General features: G+C 63.5%; 21 protein-coding genes. 3 read left to right on the top strand and 18 right to left on the bottom strand.

Features of this window, described 5'->3' with window-relative positions; translation table 11 throughout:
* Window positions 1-120 precede the first annotated feature (120 nt).
* Window positions 121-663: a hypothetical protein gene (locus tag ACTU6V_RS11230; RefSeq protein WP_443475631.1), complete on the top strand. Its 543-nt coding sequence runs from the start codon at window positions 121-123 to the stop codon at window positions 661-663.
* Window positions 664-1140: 477 nt separating this feature from the next.
* Entirely contained in the window at window positions 1141-2349 is a 1209-nt protein-coding gene (locus ACTU6V_RS11225; RefSeq protein ID WP_443475630.1) for a hypothetical protein, read from the top strand.
* Window positions 2350-2407: 58 nt separating this feature from the next.
* Here the strand turns inward: ACTU6V_RS11225 and ACTU6V_RS11220 are convergent, their stop codons facing one another.
* From ACTU6V_RS11220 to ACTU6V_RS11145, 16 genes are all read right to left on the bottom strand, one after another.
* Complete coding sequence (locus ACTU6V_RS11220) at window positions 2408-2764, bottom strand: RNA polymerase-binding protein RbpA (RefSeq protein ID WP_443469393.1); 357 nt, start codon at window positions 2762-2764, stop codon at window positions 2408-2410.
* 1 nt (window position 2765) lies between these two features.
* Entirely contained in the window at window positions 2766-3014 is a 249-nt protein-coding gene (secG, locus tag ACTU6V_RS11215; RefSeq protein ID WP_033107536.1) for a preprotein translocase subunit SecG, read from the bottom strand.
* 82 nt (window positions 3015-3096) lie between these two features.
* Window positions 3097-3888, bottom strand: coding sequence for a triose-phosphate isomerase (gene tpiA, locus ACTU6V_RS11210; RefSeq protein WP_443475629.1), 792 nt, complete (start codon window positions 3886-3888; stop codon window positions 3097-3099).
* The gene (locus ACTU6V_RS11205) at window positions 3879-5093 is read right to left on the bottom strand and encodes a phosphoglycerate kinase (RefSeq protein WP_443475628.1); all 1215 of its coding nucleotides are present in this window, start codon (window positions 5091-5093) and stop codon (window positions 3879-3881) included. Before ACTU6V_RS11205 ends, tpiA begins: the two co-directional genes overlap by 10 nt.
* A 7-nt stretch (window positions 5094-5100) precedes the next feature.
* Window positions 5101-6111 (bottom strand): type I glyceraldehyde-3-phosphate dehydrogenase, encoded by a 1011-nt coding sequence (gene gap, locus ACTU6V_RS11200; RefSeq protein WP_443475627.1) that lies wholly within the window; start codon window positions 6109-6111, stop codon window positions 5101-5103.
* Between the two features lie 117 nt (window positions 6112-6228).
* Window positions 6229-6855: a superoxide dismutase gene (locus ACTU6V_RS11195; protein ID WP_443469397.1), complete on the bottom strand. Its 627-nt coding sequence runs from the start codon at window positions 6853-6855 to the stop codon at window positions 6229-6231.
* Window positions 6856-6996: 141 nt separating this feature from the next.
* Entirely contained in the window at window positions 6997-7974 is a 978-nt protein-coding gene (whiA, locus tag ACTU6V_RS11190) for a DNA-binding protein WhiA (RefSeq protein WP_443469398.1), read from the bottom strand.
* A 73-nt stretch (window positions 7975-8047) separates the two neighbouring features.
* Complete coding sequence (gene rapZ, locus ACTU6V_RS11185) at window positions 8048-8920, bottom strand: RNase adapter RapZ (RefSeq protein WP_443469399.1); 873 nt, start codon at window positions 8918-8920, stop codon at window positions 8048-8050.
* Between the two features lie 27 nt (window positions 8921-8947).
* Complete coding sequence (gene uvrC, locus ACTU6V_RS11180) at window positions 8948-10852, bottom strand: excinuclease ABC subunit UvrC (RefSeq protein ID WP_443475626.1); 1905 nt, start codon at window positions 10850-10852, stop codon at window positions 8948-8950.
* A complete protein-coding gene (uvrA, locus tag ACTU6V_RS11175; protein ID WP_443475625.1) occupies window positions 10852-13740 on the bottom strand; it encodes an excinuclease ABC subunit UvrA in 2889 nt (962 codons plus the stop codon). The genes uvrC and uvrA overlap by 1 nt, the downstream gene beginning before the upstream one ends.
* 44 nt (window positions 13741-13784) lie before the next feature.
* Window positions 13785-14309, bottom strand: coding sequence for a hypothetical protein (locus tag ACTU6V_RS11170; protein WP_443475624.1), 525 nt, complete (start codon window positions 14307-14309; stop codon window positions 13785-13787).
* Entirely contained in the window at window positions 14306-15571 is a 1266-nt protein-coding gene (locus tag ACTU6V_RS11165; RefSeq protein WP_443469403.1) for a DUF58 domain-containing protein, read from the bottom strand. The genes ACTU6V_RS11170 and ACTU6V_RS11165 overlap by 4 nt, the downstream gene beginning before the upstream one ends.
* Window positions 15568-16533 carry an AAA family ATPase gene (locus ACTU6V_RS11160; RefSeq protein ID WP_443475623.1) on the bottom strand — a complete coding sequence of 322 codons (966 nt, stop codon included), beginning with the start codon at window positions 16531-16533 and terminating at the stop codon, window positions 15568-15570. The genes ACTU6V_RS11165 and ACTU6V_RS11160 overlap by 4 nt, the downstream gene beginning before the upstream one ends.
* Window positions 16530-17000: a hypothetical protein gene (locus ACTU6V_RS11155; protein ID WP_443475622.1), complete on the bottom strand. Its 471-nt coding sequence runs from the start codon at window positions 16998-17000 to the stop codon at window positions 16530-16532. Before ACTU6V_RS11155 ends, ACTU6V_RS11160 begins: the two co-directional genes overlap by 4 nt.
* Window positions 16997-17683 (bottom strand): DUF4129 domain-containing protein, encoded by a 687-nt coding sequence (locus ACTU6V_RS11150; RefSeq protein WP_443469406.1) that lies wholly within the window; start codon window positions 17681-17683, stop codon window positions 16997-16999. Before ACTU6V_RS11150 ends, ACTU6V_RS11155 begins: the two co-directional genes overlap by 4 nt.
* 65 nt (window positions 17684-17748) lie before the next feature.
* On the bottom strand, window positions 17749-18168 hold the full coding sequence (locus tag ACTU6V_RS11145; RefSeq protein ID WP_443469501.1) for a MarR family winged helix-turn-helix transcriptional regulator: 420 nt from the start codon (window positions 18166-18168) through the stop codon (window positions 17749-17751).
* Between the two features lie 62 nt (window positions 18169-18230).
* Between ACTU6V_RS11145 and ACTU6V_RS11140 the strand changes: the two genes are divergently transcribed.
* Window positions 18231-18491, top strand: coding sequence for a hypothetical protein (locus ACTU6V_RS11140; RefSeq protein ID WP_443469407.1), 261 nt, complete (start codon window positions 18231-18233; stop codon window positions 18489-18491).
* 5 nt (window positions 18492-18496) lie between these two features.
* On the opposite strand, the gene ACTU6V_RS11135 is transcribed toward ACTU6V_RS11140, so the two are convergent.
* A complete protein-coding gene (locus tag ACTU6V_RS11135) occupies window positions 18497-18838 on the bottom strand; it encodes a TfoX/Sxy family protein (protein ID WP_443469408.1) in 342 nt (113 codons plus the stop codon).
* Window positions 18839-18840: 2 nt separating this feature from the next.
* Window positions 18841-20916, bottom strand: a complete 2076-nt coding sequence (gene uvrB, locus ACTU6V_RS11130) for an excinuclease ABC subunit UvrB (RefSeq protein ID WP_443469409.1) — start codon at window positions 20914-20916, stop codon at window positions 18841-18843.
* Window positions 20917-20968: the final 52 nt, after the last annotated feature.

Below are 20968 nucleotides of genomic sequence, written 5' to 3'. Positions count from 1 at the left end.
TACGCAGGTCGGGATAGGTGGTTACTCCCCACCCAAGGGGCATGGGACTTTGTGGTAGGCGCTGGTGGTACCCTCGTGCCAGGCCCGACTGATCTCAGTGGCGGGGCAAAACCCACGGGCATGGACTATTGGGGTACCGCCGGCGCTGGTCAGATGGTGGGCTGGGGCGCCGGTGACACTGGCACCCTCCTCATCCAGGAATATGGGTGGACTAAGAATATGGGTGCACTAAATAGCGTGGATCAGGAAGACAGCTTCCCAGAGGACCGACCCGCAGTCCCGTCAAAATGGAAAGCGTTACTACCAGCTGATGATCCCAGATATCTTCGGTCGCGTCGGAGCACACAAATATTTGTAGGTATTGCACTCGCAGTTTCAGTCATCATTGCGCTGTACGTGTTCGTCCAGGTCCCTTGGAACACAACAATCACACTAAATCAGCGAAACTCGGGCGAAGAGTTCGGTCTCCCCATCTTTGCGATCCTGATTTGGCCGGCAGCCTACGTTGGCGTGTTGATCGGCGCACTACGCGAGAAACCAAAGCCCATCCCCTATTGGGAATACAGTCTTGGACGATGGATCGTTTACCTGATACTGGCCGCTTTCATGACCGGCCTGCTCATCTGGAGCTTGGAATTTCTGAATACCGCGAGTGTGTCATGATCTGAATTGACCATCAGACAACACCAGGGTGCTTCGCGTACACGATTGTCAGGGTCATGTTTCGCTTCGGGTTTCTCGACGCGGCCGACAAGCTCATTCTCGCATCACCCGTGCTTCTAAACCGATTACGTTCCATTGAGATAGAGGCGATCCCGTGTCTGTTCTCAAAATGGGAGGATCAAGCGGGGGCCTACTGTTCCTACAGCAGACCCAAATTCGTCATGGGGCTTCTTGCATGTCAAGAACCGTGACAGCATCCCTGACAGCATTTGTTTCGGCATCCGACCATGCCCTCCAGCGCCTCGCCTAGACTGAGATCGCGTCACAACGCACGATCTCATCAGGCGCTTCTGTGTTGAGCGTGACCCGTCCTGAACCTCTCTGAACCCGCCTGAACGGGGCGTCATCTGTCTTCCAAACAGATGATGCGAGTTCGATTCTCGTCAGCCCCTCCATCTCCCCCGAGGAGGAATGCCCGTGGCAATGTCACCCGCTCCTTCGCATGGCGGCCATCATCTCGCTCCGACTTTCGGCGGCACAGTCATCTCCCACGCCGCCTCTCAGCGCACGCCCCGTCGCAGACGAACCGGCGTCGTGCTCGCCGTGCTCGGTGCGGTAGTCATCTGCGTCGCGTGCATCGGAACCCAGTGGGGCGCCAACGTCGCGTACGACGACGCACGGGAGTCGTTCCGGGATGCCGTCGCGCAGACCGCGACCAGCCAGAACGAGCTCGAACAGGACATGGCTGCGCTGATGGCAACGACGGACGCCGCATCGACCATTGCGGCTGCGGATACCGGCACTCTCATGGATCCCGGGGCGAAAGAGGTCCTCGCGGCAGCATTGACCGACGCGGCAGATGCAGAGGCGTCGACGAGTGCACTCCTCGATGAGACGCTCCCGACGGCAGAGGAAAAGCCGACCTGGGCATGGGAGCTCTTCGGCGAGGCCGCTGAGCTGAACGATGAGCGTGAGGCCGCGTCTGGACTGCGCTCAGAATTCGAGTCCGCGCGGACGGTGGCTGACGATGCTGCCGAGACCGTGAACGACGCCGGCACAAGCGCAATTCTGTCTGCAACCGACGCTGCTGGTGCTTTCGAGGCAGCGCATATCGCGGCGCGCAACCTCGACATTCTCGCCTTGCGCAACACCGCGGCCGAACTCGCCGGGGTGGAGAAGCTCGATTCCACAGTCTCCGGCACGTATGAACAACTCGAAGCCGCCGCCGCAGCGATGCTGAGCTCTGAACAAGCCGAGATCGCAGAGAAGCAGGGCGCTCTGTTCGAGGCCCGAACTCAGATCGAAGCATTCGCACGCGGCCTCGCGCCGGGAATCCTGCTCGACTTCGACTGGTCGGCGTACGTCAATGGGTTCGGCGATGGCGACAGCATGGGCGGGCTCGCTACGTGGTGGTACGGCGACCCCGGGTACGCGACGATCGAGCTGTCGGACTCAGTGGCGGCGCACTGGCCGGGCGCGCGCAGTCAGGCACTCATCGCTCACGAAGTCGGGCACGCGATCAGTGTGAAGTGCGAGGGGATGTACGACGACTCGAACCCGCAGAGCATCGAAGCGTGGGCGACAGCCTGGGCGATCAGCCAGGGCTTCACCGATATCGCAAACGGAACCTCTGCTTACGGTCCTCCCCCGCAGGAGCTGGTCGCTGTAGCCGCCGGGTGCCGCTGAGCACCTATGCCAAAGCCGCCGTACCCCTGAGGGCACGACGGCTTCGAAAAGTGATGGATCAGGCCTGTCCGCGACGCTCACGCAACTGCGTCAGGGCGTCATCGAGAAGCTGTACTGCTTCGTCATCGGTACGACGCTCCTTCACGTATGCGAGGTGGGTCTTGTACGGCTCGTTCTTGGCCAGCTCGGGCGGGTTCGCCTTGTCGCGGCCGGCCGGAAGACCGGACTGCGGGTGGTCGATCGTCTCGGGAATCTCTTCGTCAGGGAGCCCCGCCGCAAAGTGGCGGACGGTCTCGTTGCCGAGCCCATCCCAGTACGAGACGGCGATGCGGTCGGCGTGGTAGCCGTGATCCTGCTCGCCCATCGGCCCGGAACCGACGCGGGTTCCGCGGATGGCATTGCCTCCAGTGGCCATGTCAGATCACCTCAAGTTTCGTGATGAGGCCCAGCGCGACGATGGAGATGAACCACACGAGCGCCAGGACGATGGTGAAACGGTTGAGGTTGCGCTCAGCGAGACCAGAGGAGCCGACCGCAGATGTCATCCCACCACCGAACATGTCGGACAGACCGCCACCGCGGCCCTTGTGGAGAAGGATGAGGAGTGTCAGCAGGACGCTGGTGATGCCCAGCAGAACCTGCAGAACGAACTCAAGAATTGCCACGAGGGAATGCCTTTCGATTGGGCCGTGATTGCCCGCAAGGGTCAAGTATACGCAGGTGGGGGGCCGCAGCCCCCGCACCCGCTCAGACCCCGACGTGCTTTTCGAAGCGGATGATCGCGGCGAAATCATCGACGACGAGGCTTGCGCCACCGACCAGTGCGCCATCGACATCGGGTTCACGCATGAAGCTGGCGATGTTCGCAGCCTTCACGGATCCGCCGTACAGGATGCGTGTGCGGGCCGCAGCATCGTCATCCAGTGCCTTCGCCAGCACACCCCGCAGAGCCGCGCAGACGTCCTGCGCCTGCTGCGGCGTCGCAGCCTGGCCCGAGCCAATGGCCCAGACCGGCTCGTACGCGACCACGATGTCTGCAGAAGCAGGAACATCCTTCAGCGCTGCCTCGAGCTGACCGGCAGGTACAGCGCTCGCGCCGAACTTCTCGAGGTCCTCTGCTGTCTCACCGACGCAGATCACCGGCACGAGACCGTGCTTCAACGCCGCCTGAACCTTCGCCGCCACGACATCGTCGCCTTCGGCGTGGTACTCACGACGCTCGGAGTGGCCGATGATGACGTACTTCGCGTCGAGCTTCGACAGGAACGCACCCGATACCTCGCCGGTGTACGCACCGGAGTCATGAGCCGACAGGTCCTGCGCCCCGAGCGCGAACGGAATCTTGTCCGCGTCGATCAGCGTCTGGACGCTGCGAATATCGGTGAACGGCGGGAAGACCGCGACCTCGACCGAGCCGTCCTCATGCTTGGCGTCCTTGAGCGCCCAGTGCAGCTTCTGCACGAATGCGACCGCCTGCAGGTGGTCCAGGTTCATCTTCCAGTTTCCCGCGATCAGCGGGGTACGGGTTGTCATGCCCATCCGAGCACCTCCAGGCCGGGTAGTTTCTTGCCCTCGAGGAACTCGAGGCTTGCGCCTCCGCCCGTCGAGATGTGACCGAACTGGTCATCGGTGAAGCCGAGCTGACGCACAGCAGCCGCCGAGTCGCCGCCGCCGACAACACCGAGGCCGTCGACCTCGGTGAGTGCCTGTGCGACAGCCTTGGTTCCTGCCGCGAAGGCAGGGAACTCGAACACGCCCATAGGCCCGTTCCAGAACACGGTCTTGGACCCGCGGATCGCGTCTGCGAAAGCTGCAGCGGTCTCGGGGCCGATGTCGAGTCCGATTCCGGATGCTCCGAACGAGGACTCCTCGATGGCATCCGCTGCAACCGTCTCGTGCGCAGCATCCGCAGAGAATGACGCTGCGACGACGACATCCGTCGGCAGGACGATCTCCACACCGCGCTGGGTCGCCTCACTGAGGTATCCGCGCACGGTATCGAGCTGGTCCTTCTCAAGGAGACTTGACCCCACTGCGTGCCCCTGGGCTGCGAGGAACGTGAACAGCATTCCGCCGCCGACGAGAATCCGGTCGACGCGCGGCAGCAGATGCGAGATCACACCGAGCTTGTCGCTGACCTTCGAGCCGCCGAGTACGACCGTGTAGGGGCGCTCAGGGGTCTCGGTGAGACGGTCGAGCACATCCAGTTCGGTGGCGATCAGGAGACCGGCCGCCGAAGGGAGGATCTCGGCGAGGTCGTAGACGCTCGCCTGCTTGCGGTGCACGACGCCGAATCCGTCCGAGACCAGCGCGTCACCGAGCTCTGCGAGCTCACCGGCGAAAGCCTTGCGGACGGAATCGTCCTTCGAAGTCTCCCCGGCGTTGAACCGGAGGTTCTCGACGACGACGACCTCGCCGTTCTCGAGGGCAGCAACTGCCGCGCTCGCGGACTCGCCGACAGTGTCGGATGCGAACGCGACGGGCTGATCGAGAAGCTCGGCCAGACGCATCGCGACCGGCTCGAGGCTGTATTGCGGGTCCGGCGCACCGTCTGGGCGTCCGAGATGAGAGCACACGATGACGCGTGCACCCTCATTGATGAGGGCGTTCAGGGTGGGCAGCGAGGCGCGAACACGGCCATCGTCCGTTATGACGCCGTCCTTCAGGGGGACGTTCAGGTCACAACGGACGATGACGCGCTTGCCCTCGAGCGAACCCAATGAGTCCAGGGTGCGCAGGGTCATGAGTTGCTCAGAGACGCTCTGCGACGTACTCGGTCAGGTCGACGAGACGGTTGGAGTAGCCCCACTCGTTGTCGTACCAGCTCGAGACCTTGACGAGGTTTCCGCTGACGTTGGTCAGCTCCGAGTCGAAGATCGACGAGTGCGGGTTGAGCTGGATGTCGCTCGACACGATCGGGTCCTCGGTGTACTCGAGGATTCCGTTGAGGCGACCGTCAGCTGCGGCCTCGCGGTATGCAGCGTTGATCTCCTCAACCGTGAGGTCATCGCGGTCCGAGATGATCGTCAGGTCGACGATCGAGCCGGTGGGAACCGGGACGCGGTAGGAGGAGCCGCTGAGCTTGCCGTTGAGCTCGGGCAGCACGAGGCCGATGGCCTTCGCTGCACCAGTGGAGGCGGGGACGATGTTGATCGCGGCAGCGCGGGCGCGGCGCAGGTCGCTGTGCGGGCCGTCCTGCAGGTTCTGGTCGGCCGTGTACGCGTGTGCGGTCATCATGAAACCGCGCTGGATGCCGAACTTGTCGTTGAAGACCTTCGCGAGAGGCGCGAGGCAGTTCGTGGTGCACGATGCGTTCGAGATGATGTTGTCGTTGGCGGGGTCGTAGGACTCTTCGTTCACACCCATGACGAAGGTGCCGTCGACGTCCGTGCCGGGGGCCGAGATGATGACCTTCTTGGCACCGCCCGCGATGTGCTTGCCGGCGTCGGCGGCGTTGGTGAAACGACCGGTCGACTCGATGACGATGTCAACACCCAGATCGCCCCAGGGGAGGTTGGCGGGATCGCGCTCTTCGAAGACCTTGATGGCCTTGCCGCCGACGGTGATCACGTCACCCTCGTGCGAGACCTCGACGCCCAGGGGGCCGCCGACGGAGTCGTACTTCAGGAGGTGCGCGAGAGCCGCGTTATCGGTGAGGTCGTTGACTGCAACGATCTCGATGTCAGCGTTCTGTGCGAGAGCCGCACGAAGGAAATTACGTCCGATACGGCCGAAGCCGTTGATACCGATCTTGACAGACACTAAGGTCTCTCCCTGTTTGTCATGCGCCGAACGCAGCAGTAGCACCTGCGCCGCACGCGGGGGATTTTGGCTGAGACGGCGTCCCGACGAGACGAAACCCGTCGGGACGCGACCCGGTTACGACAGTACCAGCAGGCCGTTCGTCTGCTTACGCGCGATGTCGAGACGCTGCGCGACGTTCTCCCAGTTGGCGATATTCCAGGCAGCCTTGACGTAATCTGCCTTCACATTGAGGTAATCCAGGTAGAAGGCGTGCTCCCACATGTCGAGCTGGAACAGCGGAATCGTGCCCTGCGCTGAGTTCGACTGCTGATCGAAAAGCTGCTGGATGATCAGGCGCTGCCCGATCGAGTCCCAGCTCAGCACCGACCAGCCAGAGCCCTGGATGCCCATGGCCGTTGCCGTGAAGTGCGCCTGGAACTTCTCGAACGAACCGAAGTACTCGTCGATGGCCGCCTTCAGCTCCCCCTCGGGCTGCCCTCCGCCGTTCGGTGAGAGGTTCGTCCAGAAGATGGAGTGGTTGACATGACCGCCAAGGTTGAACGCGAGGTCCTTCTCGAGCTTGTTGACGTTGGCGAGGTTGCCGCTTTCACGTGCCTCGGCAAGACCGTCGAGCGCTGCGTTGGCGCCGGTGACATAAGCCTGGTGATGCTTGTCATGGTGTAGCTCCATGATCTTGCCGCTGATGTGCGGCTCCAGCGCTGCGAAATCGTAGGGGAGGTCAGGGAGCGTGTATGTAGCCATGTCGCTTTTCATCCATTCCGCGCCGCGCCGCGGCGCTTGTCGGTTTCCCCACGCCATCCGAGTGCGGCGCGGAGGAGACATTTTCATCCTACTGACGACAACGCCCCTGCGGCACGGAAGCTTCCACGAATCGCGAACGAGCTAGACGTCGAGGCCGGCGGGCACTGCTGATTCCGTGCCCGGGATGCCCTCCTGCTGCGCGCGCTTGTCTGCCATCGCCAGCAGACGACGGATTCGACCTGCAACGGCGTCCTTGGTCAGAGGCGGCTCGGCGTGATGGCCGAGTTCATCAAGACTGGCATCGCGGTGCGAGAGGCGCAGTTCGCCGGCAAGTCGCAGATGGTCGGGAATCGTGTCGCCGAGGATCTCGAGAGCCCGCTCGACACGTGCACATGCGGCAACCGCCGCCTGTGCGGAACGGCGCAGGTTGGCGTCGTCGAAGTTCACCAGGCGGTTCACCCCCGCGCGCACCTCGCGCCGCTGACGCATCTCTTCCCACGTCGCAGCCGTCTTCTGCGCGCCCATCTGAGCGAGGATCGATCGGATCGCTTCGCCCTCACGAACTACGACGCGCGGCAGTCCGCGTACTTCTCTGGCCTTCGCTGCGACACCGAGTCGGTGCGCTGCGCCGACGAGTGCCATTGCGGCTTCCGAGGTCGGGCACGAGACTTCAAGCATTGCGGAGCGTCCAGGCTCCGACAGCGACCCCGCAGCGAGGAACGCTCCGCGCCAGAGGCCGGCGATCTCTTCTCGAGACCCGGTCGTAAGTCGGTTCGGCAGCCCGCGCACTGGCCGGCGGCGCTGATCCAGCAGACCGGTCTGACGTGCGAGGGTCTCCCCCGCGCCGATCACACGCACCGCGTATCGTGCACCGTCGTGTGAGCTCGCTGACTGCACCTGCGCGATCTCAGGACGCACACCGTAGATCTCGGCAAGGTCGCGCGCAACGCGACGAGCGAGCAGCTCAGCATCGACCTCGGCTTCCACCGCTACTCGGCCTGCGATGGAGTGGAGCCCCCCAGCGAACCGAAGGATCGCGGTGACCTCCGCGACGCGCACCGTCGGCGGTGCGTTACGGATGCTGACGAGTTCAGCCTTGACATCGGTGGTAAGTGCCACGGGACTCCTTGAAAAGCTTGGCGCGTCGGATCGCGACGCAAACAATCAGTTTACCGGCCCGGGCTCGCGTCGATTACTCTCGGCCGAGATCGCGATGGCGCACGCTGACCGCGACGCCCGGAATCTGTGCGAGACGCTTCGCGAGCTCTTCGGCGACTGCTACGGAGCGGTGCTTGCCTCCGGTGCATCCGATCGCAACGGTCGAATGGCCCTTGTTCTCCCGCTGGTAGCCCTCGAGCACCGGTACGAGCGCGGTGGCATAGGCCTCGAGGAACTCCGATGCACCTTCCTGCGCGAGAACGTAGTCGCGCACCTGAGGGTCTTGACCGGTGAATCCTCGCAGATCGTCATTCCAGTACGGGTTGGGGAGAAATCGCATGTCTGCCACGAGGTCCACATCCGTGGGGAGCCCGTATTTGAAGCCGAAGCTGAGGACCGTGAGCCGGTGTCGAGCAGCCCCCTCTTCAGAGAAGGTCTCAGAAATCTGCGTCGCCAGCTGATGGATGTTCAGCGATGAGGTATCGATGACGATATCGGCGGCCTCGCGCACGAGCGTCAGGCGCGAGCGCTCCAATCGGATGCCATCGAGAAGGGTGCCGTCTTCCTGCAGAGGGTGCGGGCGTCTGACCGCTTCGAACCGTCGCACGAGCACATCATCTGAGGCGTCGAGGAACAGCACCCGCACGCTTCCGCGCGACCGCAGGGCCCGCGCGACCTCGGGGAAGTCATTGAAGAGGTTTCGACCACGGACATCGACGACCGCGGCAACCTTCGGCAGTGCTCCCCCACCGAGATCAGTGAGGTCCAGCAGAGGGCGCAGCATCTGCGGCGGGAGGTTGTCAACGACGTACCAGTCCAGATCCTCGAGTGCGTTCGCGACCGTGGATCGCCCCGCACCGGACATGCCGGTAACGATGAGGAATTCGTTCTTGTCCTCGTCGGTCATCGGTGCTCCTTCCCTGTGGAGACCAGCCTATCTACTCGCGAGGTGGCTGTGGATGCTGTCAGCGAGCGTGGGGCCGATACCGGGGATCTCCTGGATCTGCGCCGCGGTCGCACTCTTGAGGGCTGCGACCGAGCCGAAGTGCTTCAGCAGCGCCTTGATTCGGGATGCGCCGAGGCCAGGTACCTCTTCGAGCACCGTGGAGATATCGCGTCGGCGTCGCTTTCGCTGATGGGTGATCGCGAAGCGGTGCGCTTCGTCGCGCAGTCGCTGCAGCAGATAGAGAGCTTCGCTCGTGCGCGGCAGGATCACGGGGAAGTCCTCCCCCGGCAGCCACACCTCTTCAAGGCGCTTGGCGATGCCGCACAGACCGATCTCAGTGTGTCCTGCATCACGCAGCGCGCGTGCTGCCGCCTCGACCTGCGGCTTCCCGCCGTCGACGAGCAGCAACTGGGGCGGATAGGAGAATCGCGGCTTCCTGCGCGTGGTGATGACCTCGCCGTCTGCCAGAGCGTCATCGGTTGTCGCCACTTCGACGGGCTCGGGCTCTTCAGACCGATCCAGGTACGCCAGCCTGCGCATGAGCACCTGATGCATCGAGTCGGTGTCATCGGTGGTCTCAGCGATGTTGAAGGAGCGGTATTGGTCTTTGCGCGGCAGCCCGTCTTCAAACACCACCATCGACGCGACCACATTCGTACCGCCGAGGTGAGAGATGTCGAAGCACTCGATCCGCAGCGGCGCCGCATCGAGGCCGAGAGCCTCCTGCAGATCAGTCAGCGCCTGAGTACGTGCGACGTAATCACTGGTCCGCTTGGTCTTGTGCCGGATCAGCGCCTGCTGTGCGTTGAGCGTGGCCGTGCGCATGAGTTCGGCGCGCTGACCGCGCTGCGCCACCGCGATCTCGACCTTGCGTCCGCGGCGGTCTCGCAGCCAGAGTTCGAGTTCGACCACGTCGTCGGGCAGCGAAGGAACGAGTACGCGCCGGGGAATGTCGACGCCATCGCCGTACGCACGCTGCAGCACCTGATCGACGAGGTCGGAGTCCGAGATGTCGAGCTCCTTCTCGATCGTCGTTGCTCGCACTCCGCGCACGCGTCCGCCACGGATCGTGAAGTGCTGAACGGTCGCGGCGAGCTCATCCTCAGCGATGCCGAAGAGATCAGCATCCTCGTCAGCCGCCAACACGAGCGAGCTCTTCCCCAGCACTGCCTCGATAGACGCGAGCTGGTCACGGTATCGTGCGGCGGCTTCATAGTCCATCGCTGCAGAAGCCGCGTGCATCCGCTTGGTGAGTTCCTTCGTGAAGCGCTCATCACCGCCCGCCATGAAGGCGACGAAGTCGTCGACGATCGCACGGTGCTCTTCGATGGTGACCTTCATCGAGCACGGACCACCGCACTTGCCGATCTGGCCGGGAAAGCACGGGCGACCCGTCGCCATGGCGCGCTTGTAGCTGGAGTCGCTGCAGGTGCGAATCGGGAATGCCTTGATCATCAGATCGATGGTTTCGTGCACCGCCCAGACCTTCGGGTACGGCCCGAAGTACCGTGCCCGCGGAATCTTGCGATTACGCGTCACCAGCACCCTCGGAGCCTCATCCCCCAGCGTCACAGCCATGAACGGATAGGACTTGTCGTCTTTGTAGCGCACATTGAAAGGCGGATCGAATTCCTTGATCCACATGTACTCCAGCTGCAGGGAATCCACATCGGTGGGCACGACGGTCCATTCCACGGATGCCGCGGTCGTCACCATGCGCCTGGTGCGCTCGTGCAGCGTGCGCAGCGGCGCAAAATAGTTCGACAGGCGCTGTCGCAGATTCTTCGCCTTGCCGACGTACAGCACGCGACCCGATGCATCGAGAAAGCGATACACCCCCGGGGCCGTCGGAATCTCTCCCTGCTTCGGTTTGTACGGGAGCACGTCGGCCATCAGCTGGCCTTCCGAGCCCCGCGCCCATCTTCGAGGATCTCAGCGAGGAAGAGCCCGGTGTGGCTGGATTCGACCTGTGCGATCTGCTCGGGAGTTCCGGTCGCGAGGATCTCTCCGCCCCCCGCACCACCTTCAGGACCGAGGTCGATGACCCAGTCGGCGGACTTGATCACATCGAGGTTGTGCTCGATCACGATCACCGTGTTGCCCTTTTCGACCAGGCTGTTGAGCACTTCGAGAAGCTTGCGCACGTCTTCAAAATGGAGACCAGTGGTCGGCTCGTCGAGCACGTAGACGCTGCGGCCGTTGCTGCGGCGCTGAAGCTCGGTTGCGAGTTTCACGCGCTGCGCTTCACCACCTGAGAGGGTCGTCGCCGACTGCCCGAGGCGCACATATCCGAGGCCGACGTCGACGAGTGTCTTCATGTAGCGGTGGATCGCCTGGATCGGCTCGAAGAACGCGGCAGCCTCTTCGATCGGCATCTCGAGAACTTCTGCGATGTTCTTGCCCTTGTAGTGCACGGCAAGCGTGTCGCGGTTGTAGCGTTTTCCGTGGCAGACCTCGCAGTCGACGTACACGTCGGGGAGGAAGTTCATCTCGATCTTGATCGTTCCGTCGCCGGAGCACGCCTCGCAGCGCCCACCCTTGACGTTGAAGCTGAATCGGCCCGGCTGATAGCCGCGAACCTTCGCTTCTGGCGTCTCAGCGAACAGCGACCGGATGCGATCGAAGACACCCGTGTAGGTGGCCGGGTTCGATCGCGGGGTGCGCCCGATGGGCGCTTGATCGACGTGAACGACCTTGTCGAGGTTGTCGAGACCAGTGACACGGGTGTGTTTGCCTGCGAGCTTGCGAGCGCCGTTGAGCTTGGAGGCGAGGACGCGATAGAGGATGTCGTTGACCAGCGAAGATTTTCCCGAACCGCTGACGCCGGTCACAGCCGTCAGCACGCCGAGCGGAAAGTCTGCTGTGACGTTCTTCAAGTTGTTCTCGCGAGCGCCCACGACGGTCAGCTGCCGCTTCTTGTCGATCTTGCGCCGCTTCTTCGGCGTAGGAATCTCACGCCGACCTGCGAGGTAGTCGCCGGTCACCGATTCCGATTCGCCGAGCAGCGCCGAGTACGGGCCGGAATGCACCACTGCGCCACCGTTGACACCGGCTCCAGGACCGATATCGACAACCCAGTCGGCCGCTTCGATCGTCTCTTCATCATGCTCGACGACGATGAGCGTGTTGCCGAGATCGCGGAGCTTCTGCAGCGTATCGATCAGTCGCCGGTTATCGCGCTGGTGCAGACCGATCGACGGCTCATCCAGCACATAGAGCACACCGGTGAGCCCAGAGCCGATCTGGGTGGCCAGCCGGATACGTTGCGCCTCGCCGCCCGAGAGCGAACCTGCAGCCCGGCTGAGGTTCAAGTAGTTCAGACCGACCTGCAGCAGGAAATCCAGCCGAAGGCGAATCTCGCGCAGCACCTGGGCTGCGATCTTCGCCTCGCGCTCGGTGAGTGTCAGCTGCTCCATGAAGGTTCGCGCGTCCGAGAGGCTGAGCTGAGAAACCTCGGCGATCGAGCGGTTGTGCACCTTGACGGCAAGAACTTCTGGCTTGAGACGTGTGCCGTCGCACACCGGACACGGGACCTCACGCAGGTATTCGCCCCAGCGAGCACGCTGAGTGTCGCTCTCTGCCTGTGCATACTGCCGTTCGATGTAGGGGACGACGCCCTCGAATCCCGAGGCGTACCGCATCTCCCTGCCGTAGCGGTTCTTCCACTTGACGGTGACCTTGTAGTTGTCTCCGCGCAGCACAGCGTCCTGCACGTCGACGCGCAGGTCCCGCCATGGCGTATCGAGTGAGAAGTTGAGGTCGCGCGCAAGGCCCTCGAGCAGTCTCTCGTAGTACTGGAAGAGCCCCTTGCCCTGAGTGGTCCACGGAATGATCGCGCCTTCACGGATCGAGAGGTCTTCATCGCCGAGCATGAGATCGACGTCCACCGACATGCGGGTGCCGAGTCCAGAGCAGGTGGGGCAGGCGCCGAACGGCGCGTTGAACGAGAAGGTGCGGGGCTCGATCTCAGTGAGCGTGATGGCGTGCCCGTTCGGACACGCGAGCTTCTCAGAGAATGACTGCCATGCGTCATCGCCCTCGCCGTCGACGAAGTTGATCTGCATGACACCGCCGGCCAGCCCCAGGGCGGTCTCCACTGAATCAGTGACGCGTCCGAGAATGTCAGCGGATGCCACAAGACGGTCGACGACGACGGCGATGTCGTGCTTATAGCTCTTCTTGAGCTTCGGCGGCTCGGCGAGCTGGATGAGCTCACCGTCGACGATCGCACGCGAGTAGCCCTTCGCGCCGAGCTCACGGAACAGATCGACGAACTCACCCTTCTTCTGCGAGACGATCGGCGCGACGATCTGGTAGCGGGTGCGGTCTTCCAGCTCCATGAGCTGGTCGGCGATCTGCTGCACCGTCTGTCGCTGAATGCGCTCGCCGCATTCCGGACAGTGCGGGATGCCGATACGCGCCCAGAGGAGGCGCATGTAGTCGTAGATCTCAGTGATCGTGCCCACGGTCGAACGCGGGTTGCGGTTCGTCGACTTCTGGTCGATCGAAACCGCAGGACTCAATCCTTCGATGAAGTCGACGTCGGGGCGATCAACCTGCCCGAGGAACTGCCGCGCATATGCGCTCAGCGACTCGACGTAGCGGCGCTGTCCCTCTGCGAAGATCGTGTCGAACGCGAGGCTGGACTTTCCGGAACCGGAAAGCCCGGTGAACACCACCAGTGAGTCGCGCGGGATGTCGATATCGACGTTCTTGAGGTTGTGTACGCGGGCACCACGAACACTGAGTTTTCCTGGGGTGGCAACGGGAACAATGGGCACCGGACAAGTCTACGAGGGGCTACGGACATTGGCTCCACGCGCACTCAGGGGTGCTGAGAGCGCACCCGCGTGCGCAGCAGGAAGAGCACCGCGAAGGCCGTGGTGGCAACGGCTCCGGCCAATGCGGCGAGCCTGAATCCGTCCTCACGCTGAACGAGCATCGCGGCCGCCGTGAGCGGCTGTGCAACCGCCTGCACCGCGAGCAGCCGGTACAGACTCGGACGGAGAGCGCGAAGCACGACCCGTCCCCGCCATGGCACGAGCGGCAGCAGTGTGCACAGCGCACACATGATGTGCGCGACTGCAACCGCGACCATTGCCTGCCAGATGCCGGGATCCGCCATCAGCATCCCGATTGCCAGGCACAGAATCGACAGCCATCCGCCGAGGCTCTGCGGGAACCGCATCCCGAGCAGTGCGGTACCGACGACGATGAACTGCCACCCCGCGACGGGAATCAGTAGAACCGCTCCCCCCGCAGCCACCACGACCAGCAAGAGCTGCAGCACAGCACCCGGAACGGCCGGGCCTGTGCGCATCCTGTCGTTCGCACGTGCCCCCGCGTTCACCGTCGGCTCCTCGCCATTGCGGCCAAGTCGGTTGCGGCCTCGTCACCCCAGGTGATGACGTCGACGTCAGCTGTGCGCAGATCGTGCAACACGTCCTCTCGCTCCGCGAGTACCGTGCGCAGTGCGATCTGCTGCTCGCGGTTGATCCGGCTGGTGTCGAGCGTCGGAAGGATATCGACAGCGATGACCCGATGACCGGATGCTCGCCACATCAGCGCGATCTCGGATGCTGCTCCGGCGAAAAAAGTCGAGAGGACGAAAACCACCGAGGCATGCGGCACCGGTGGTGTGCGCAGGAAACGGGCGTCCTCCCCCGCCTGCCCCGTCGCGGCGATCGCGGCTTCCACCCGTGCCAGGTGCCGAGATCCTGCACCGCTGCGCACAGATCGTCCACCGTGCGTGAGCACATGGAATGCGACGCGGTCACCCCCGGCAATCGCTGCCGCTGCGATCGACCGGGCAGCATGACGCGAACGGTCAAGGGACGTGACTCCGCTGCGGACGAGGTCCCCGCTCCCCCACGTCGCCACGACCGTGCCCAGATCGTCTGCGGTATCCATCGCGATGACCATGGTCGCGTCGCTGAGCGTGTTCGTCCTGCGCACCATCAGATCGCCGGGGCGACGTGCCATACGAGCCGTCGCCTTCCAATCGACCCGACGCAACTCATCCCCCTGGACGAACTGGTGAATGTCTCGAAAGTCGCCGCCCTGTCCGAGTCGCCTACCCTCATGACTGCCGTGAGTGCCGGTGAGCCGGAGAGATAACGGCAATTTCGGCAGTTTCGCCGACAGAGGCGCGATGTTGCGGATCCCTTCGACCACCGCAGTCGACGGTCCGAGGATCGCACCACCAGCATCCGCTCCCCTTGCAGCGGCCCGTACAGCAGCGACCGGCCCTGAGTGCAATGAGCGACTGAGCGAGGTCACCACCGCCCCATTCGCAGGGACGATCAGCCGCCGCGTGCGCCGCTCTGACTGAACGACCACGAGCTGAGCGAGCTCAGCTTCGCCGGTAACGCGCACATCTGTGCGCAGCATCCCGTCGTCTTCCGCATCGGGAATGCTGATGAGCTCGATCTCGACGCCTTCGACATCTTGGCGACGGCAGACGGCCACAACGCTGAGAATCGCCAACGGGAGCCCCATGGCGACGATGTCAGCACGTGAGAAGACGAGGCCTGCACTGGCGAGCGCTATCGCTGCAAGGAAGCCGAGAACGACTCCGGGACCCCAGCGGCCGCGCACACCGCGACTGGTCACGCGGGGACGCCCACCGTCGGCGGCACGGGCACCAGCGCGACGACGTTCCGGACGATCTGCTCCGCGCTGACGCCCTGTGCCCAGGCTTGCGGGGTGAGCGTCAAGCGATGGGCGAGTACGGACACCGAGATCCGCTTGATGTCATCCGGCCTGACGAAGTCTCGACCGTCGAGTGCCGCGAGGGCTCGGCCGAGCAGCAAGAGTCCGAGCGATCCACGGGGCGACGCGCCGACCGCGACGTTCTGCGCGTGCCGCGTAGCGCGTGCGATCTCGACGCAGTAGCGCGCAATATCCGGGTGGACGTGGATCGCTTCGACCGCTCGCTGAACATCGAGAAGTCGCGCGGCATCGATCACGGGCTCGACGTGGGTGGCCTCCTGTTGGCGGGCCATTCGGTTCAGCAGAATCTGCGTCTCGCCTTCGGTCTCCTGATATCCGACGGCGAGGCGCACCATGAACCGATCCAGTTGAGCCTCGGGCAACGCGTACGTCCCCTCGTACTCGATCGGGTTCGAGGTGGCGATGATATGGAACGGCGTGGGCAGGGCGAAGCTGTTCCCCTCGACAGTCACCTGCCGCTCGGCCATCGCTTCAAGCATCGCCGACTGAGTTTTCGGAGTGGTGCGGTTGATCTCGTCGGCCAGCAGCAATCCCGCGAAGATCGGCCCTGGGCGGAACACGAACTCACCGGTATCGGGGGCATACACATAAGATCCGGTCACGTCTCCCGGGAGCATGTCCGGGGTGCACTGCAGGCGCCGGAAATCGAGGCCGAGTGCTGATGCCAGGCTCCGTGCGGCGACAGTCTTCCCGAGACCGGGCACGTCCTCGAACAGCACGTGGCCACCGGCGAGGATGGTCGCCAGCGCGATCTCAAGGGGATCGTCCATACCGACGACGACAGTGCGGACCGCCGCGAGAATCTGGGCACCGATTTCTGCGATGGAAGTGTCCTGCGTCATTGCTCCTCCTTGTTCGCGGCGAGCGAGTCAATGACCGTCAGTGCTCGCTCAACATCCTGAATCTTCGTACCCGGCCCGGAGAGCCGATCCCAGAGTCCGTCGCCGATGAGCGCATTGATCTGTGCTCGATGCATGGGCTCGTCGATACTCAGACCACTTCGCAGCAGCCGCCGTCCGAGCACACCGCGCACGCGCCTGGTCGCGAGTTCACCGGCTTCACCGGTGCGAGGGTTCAAAGACCATGCCATACGAGAGACATCAGTGCCGCGCTGTTCCCTGCGTATCGGAATGTCCGGTGCGTCGACCCGCGCGTCCTCGGGGATCACAAGCTGCGTGCTGACAACGATCACCCCGGCGATTGCGGCCCACGAGAACGCGAAGACCGGTTCAACCCGGAGACCGAACAGCAGGATCAGAGCCGCGCCTGCCGCGACCGCTATCGCTGCGATGATCCGACCGCGCGTCATCGCCAGCCCTCCTCGATCGCACGGAGGGCCCTACGGGCAACTGTGCGGTCATCCTCATCTGCCACATGCCCGCCGAACCTGACACGCTCATACAGCTCAAGCAGCTCCTGCGCGGCAGAACCGATTCCCGCTCGGCGCGTGATGATGCGCAGCGTGAACTCCGACGGTGTCTCGCTCACCCCACGAGTGAGATTGGCATCGGCCGCGCTCTCTTCGAGCCCAACCCACGCCGCGATGATCGCATCGGTCGGCTGCGGGCGCTCGTCGACCGCGCGCAGCGCACCTTCGATCCCGCGCCGGATCACCGGGGCCGCCGCTTCCTCGTCCTGCGGAACATCCTGCGCGCTCAGCTCGTACGCCACCTCGTCACCGCTGCGAATCGCGAGCGGTCGGTTGAGCCAGGCGCGGATCAGGGCCCGCACCAGCACAACTCCGAGCGCGAGGAGAATCACAGCGCCAAGGATGAGGAGGACCATGCCGATGACTGCCGTCATCACATCATTGATGGGCTGCGGCGTCGGCGTACCGCTCGGCGTGCTCGTCGGAAGGGGGATCACGGGCGGAGAATCGTTGATCGGCTGTGTGTCGAACGGTTCGATCGTTGGCGTTCCCTGCACCGCCGCGGCAACCATCACGACGACGAACAGACCCACCAGGCTCATAATGGCGATGCCCCGCCTCATATCCCGCACCATCCGGAAGACAGGAGCGGCGACGACATGTCTTTCAGACTATGGCGCGGTGCCGGTCATTCGGGGACGCGGCCGGCAAATGGGGATAACCCATCACGAAGCGCGGCGATCTGTTCCAAGTCCATGTGCACAGCCGCCATCACCTGGCGTGGGACATCAACAGCTCGATCGCGCAGCGCCCGTCCGGCATCCGTCAGCTGGATGTCGAGCCGTCGCTCATCCTCTTTGCTGCGGGTGCGAGCAATCAGCCCGTCATTCTCCAACCTCTTGACGAGCGGGGATGCCGTCGCAGGGTCGAGAGCGAGGTCTGCGGCAAGGTCGTTCAATGAGCGCGGCGACCGGTCCCAAAGCGCGAGCATGACGAGATACTGCGGATGCGTGAGGCCGAGCGGCTCAAGAATGGGCCGGTAGATCGCCACGACATTGCGTGCTGCCGTGACCAGCGCGAAGCACAGCTGGTTCTCGAGCTTGAGCATGTCATCGGTCGTGGTCACGTTCTGATTATAGCTATACACTAATCGTTAGTACACTAATGATCATGGAGAACGGCGACATGGAGAACGGTTCAGAACGAGCCCCGTTGCGCACCCGCATCCGCGAGGCAGGTGGTCTGTACAGGTGGTTCAACACCAATCTGATCAAGCTGGCAGGCCCTGCGGCTGTCGGCCCCTACGAGGCGACTCCTCCGCCGACCGCCGCACAGCGTGCGGAGCGGGCCTGCCCCCTCTGCGGCCACGCGATGACTGAGCACGTGATCGACCGCACCGGGCCGAAGCCGCTTATGCACTGCCCTCGGTGACAGGGTCAGTACTGCGCGCTCTCCCTCGCAGCATCAACCCAGAACATCAGTGACTCGTCGTCTTCCAGAGCTGTCGGGGCCACGTCGAGCCAACTGGGACCCATGGTTTTGGCGCCCATCACAGCGATGCTGACGCCCGCTTCGGTCAGCAGCGCGGTGCCCTGTTCATCGGTGACACGCACAAGAAGAGTGCCCCCCTTGCGCGCGCCGACGAGAATCCGACCGCCGAGCAGGAACGCTCGAGTGCCGAACATCCGCTTCTCTTCCAGCCCTGGCTCGGACATCAGCAGCGCGCGAACCCGGTCGGCCAGTTCAGTGGCGGCAGCGTCCGTACTCGACCCCCTCACGCTCACGCGTGCCCCGCTCGCTCCATCGCCCGCAGCTCCTTTTTGAGGTCTTGCACTTCGTCACGCAGCCGCCCGGCGAGTTCGAACTTCAGTTCTGCGGCTGCGGCGAGCATCTGCGCGGTCAGATCGTCGATCGTCGATTCGAGCTGTTCCGCGCCCTCTGCGGCGATGCCCTCGCGGCGAAGGCGAGGAGTGGGGCTCTTGCCCTTGCCTGACTTGCTATTCCCCTTGCCTCGGAGCATCTCCTGCGTATCGGATGCTTCGCGTGCGAGCACGTCGGTGATGTCAGCGATCCTCTTGCGCAGTGGCTGCGGATCGATGCCGTGCTCCTTGTTGTACGCGACCTGCTTCTCACGGCGACGATCGGTCTCATCGATCGCCTTGGCCATCGAGTCAGTCATGTTGTCGGCGTACATGTGCACCTCGCCGGAGACATTTCGCGCGGCACGACCGATCGTCTGGATGAGCGAGGTCCCAGAGCGCAGGAACCCTTCCTTATCGGCGTCCAAGATCGCCACGAGCGACACTTCGGGCAGGTCGAGTCCCTCACGCAGCAGGTTGATGCCGACAAGCACGTCGTAGATACCGGACCGCAGCTCGCTGAGGAGTTCGACTCGACGCAGCGTGTCGACGTCGGAGTGTAGATACCTCACGCGCACGCCGTGTTCGCCGAGGAAGTCGGTCAGCTCTTCAGCCATTTTCTTCGTCAGAGTCGTCACGAGCACACGCTCGTCCTTCTCGACACGAATCCGGATCTCTTCCAGCAGATCGTCGATCTGTCCCTTGGACGGCTTGACGATGATCTCGGGATCGACCAGGCCAGTCGGACGAATGATCTGTTCGACGATGCCGTCAGCGATCCCCATCTCGTACTTGCCCGGCGTCGCCGAGAGATACACGGTCTGGCCGATCCGGTTCTTGAACTCATCGAATCTCAGCGGCCTGTTGTCCATGGCGCTCGGCAGACGGAAGCCGTGATCGACGAGCGTGCGCTTTCGTGATGCATCACCCTCGTACATCGCACCGATCTGCGGCACGGTGACGTGTGACTCGTCGATCACGAGCAGGAAGTCATCGGGGAAGAAGTCCAACAGCGTGTGCGGCGGCTCCCCCGACTGCCGGCCGTCGAGATGGCGTGAATAGTTCTCGATTCCCGAGCAGAACCCGAGCTGCTGAAGCATCTCGAGATCGAACGTGGTGCGCATGCGCAGCCGCTGCGCTTCGAGCAGCTTGCCCTGCCTCTCGAACTCCGCCAGCCGCTCGGCGAGCTCTGCCTCGATCGTGCCGATCGCGCGCTGGATGACGTCAGTACCGGCCACGTAGTGCGACGCGGGGAAGATCGGCACCGCATCGAGCTTCTCGATCACGTCGCCGGTGAGCGGATGCAGCGAATAGAGCCCTTCGATCTCGTCTCCGAACAGTTCGATGCGAATCGCGTGCTCTTCGTAGACCGGGATGATCTCGATCGTGTCGCCGCGCACGCGGAAGTTGCCGCGCGAGAAGTCGACGTCATTGCGGTTGTACTGCATTGCGATGAACTGTCGGATCAGCGCATCGCGGTCGTATCTCTCACCCACCTGCAGCGCCACCATCGCACGCAGGTACTCTTCTGGAGCACCGAGGCCGTAGATGCAGGACACCGTCGACACCACCACGACATCGCGACGGCTCAGCAGCGAGTTCGTCGTCGAGTGACGCAAGCGCTCGACCTCGGCGTTGATCGATGAGTCCTTCTCGATGAAGGTATCGGTCTGCGGTACATACGCCTCGGGCTGGTAGTAGTCGTAATACGAGACGAAGTACTCGACAGCGTTGTTGGGCATGAGCTCGCGGAACTCGTTCGCCAACTGCGCAGCAAGGGTCTTGTTGTGCGCCATCACCAGGGTCGGACGCTGCACCTGCTCGATCAGCCAGGCAGTGGTCGCCGATTTTCCGGTACCAGTCGCACCCAGAAGGACGACGTCGGTCTCACCCGCGTTGATCCGCGCGGCAAGGTCGGCGATCGCCTTCGGCTGGTCACCGGCGGGCATGTATTCGCTGACCACTTCGAACGGACGGACGCTGCGGGTGGTTTGCATGAATCCAGCGTAAGCGGAGCATCCGACATTGGGGCCGCGTCGTAGAGTGGGG

Source organism: Microbacterium zouquanmingi (assembly GCF_052266675.1).
Taxonomy (GTDB): Bacteria; Actinomycetota; Actinomycetes; order Actinomycetales; family Microbacteriaceae; genus Microbacterium.
This window is presented reverse-complemented; position numbering and strand designations above follow the sequence as displayed.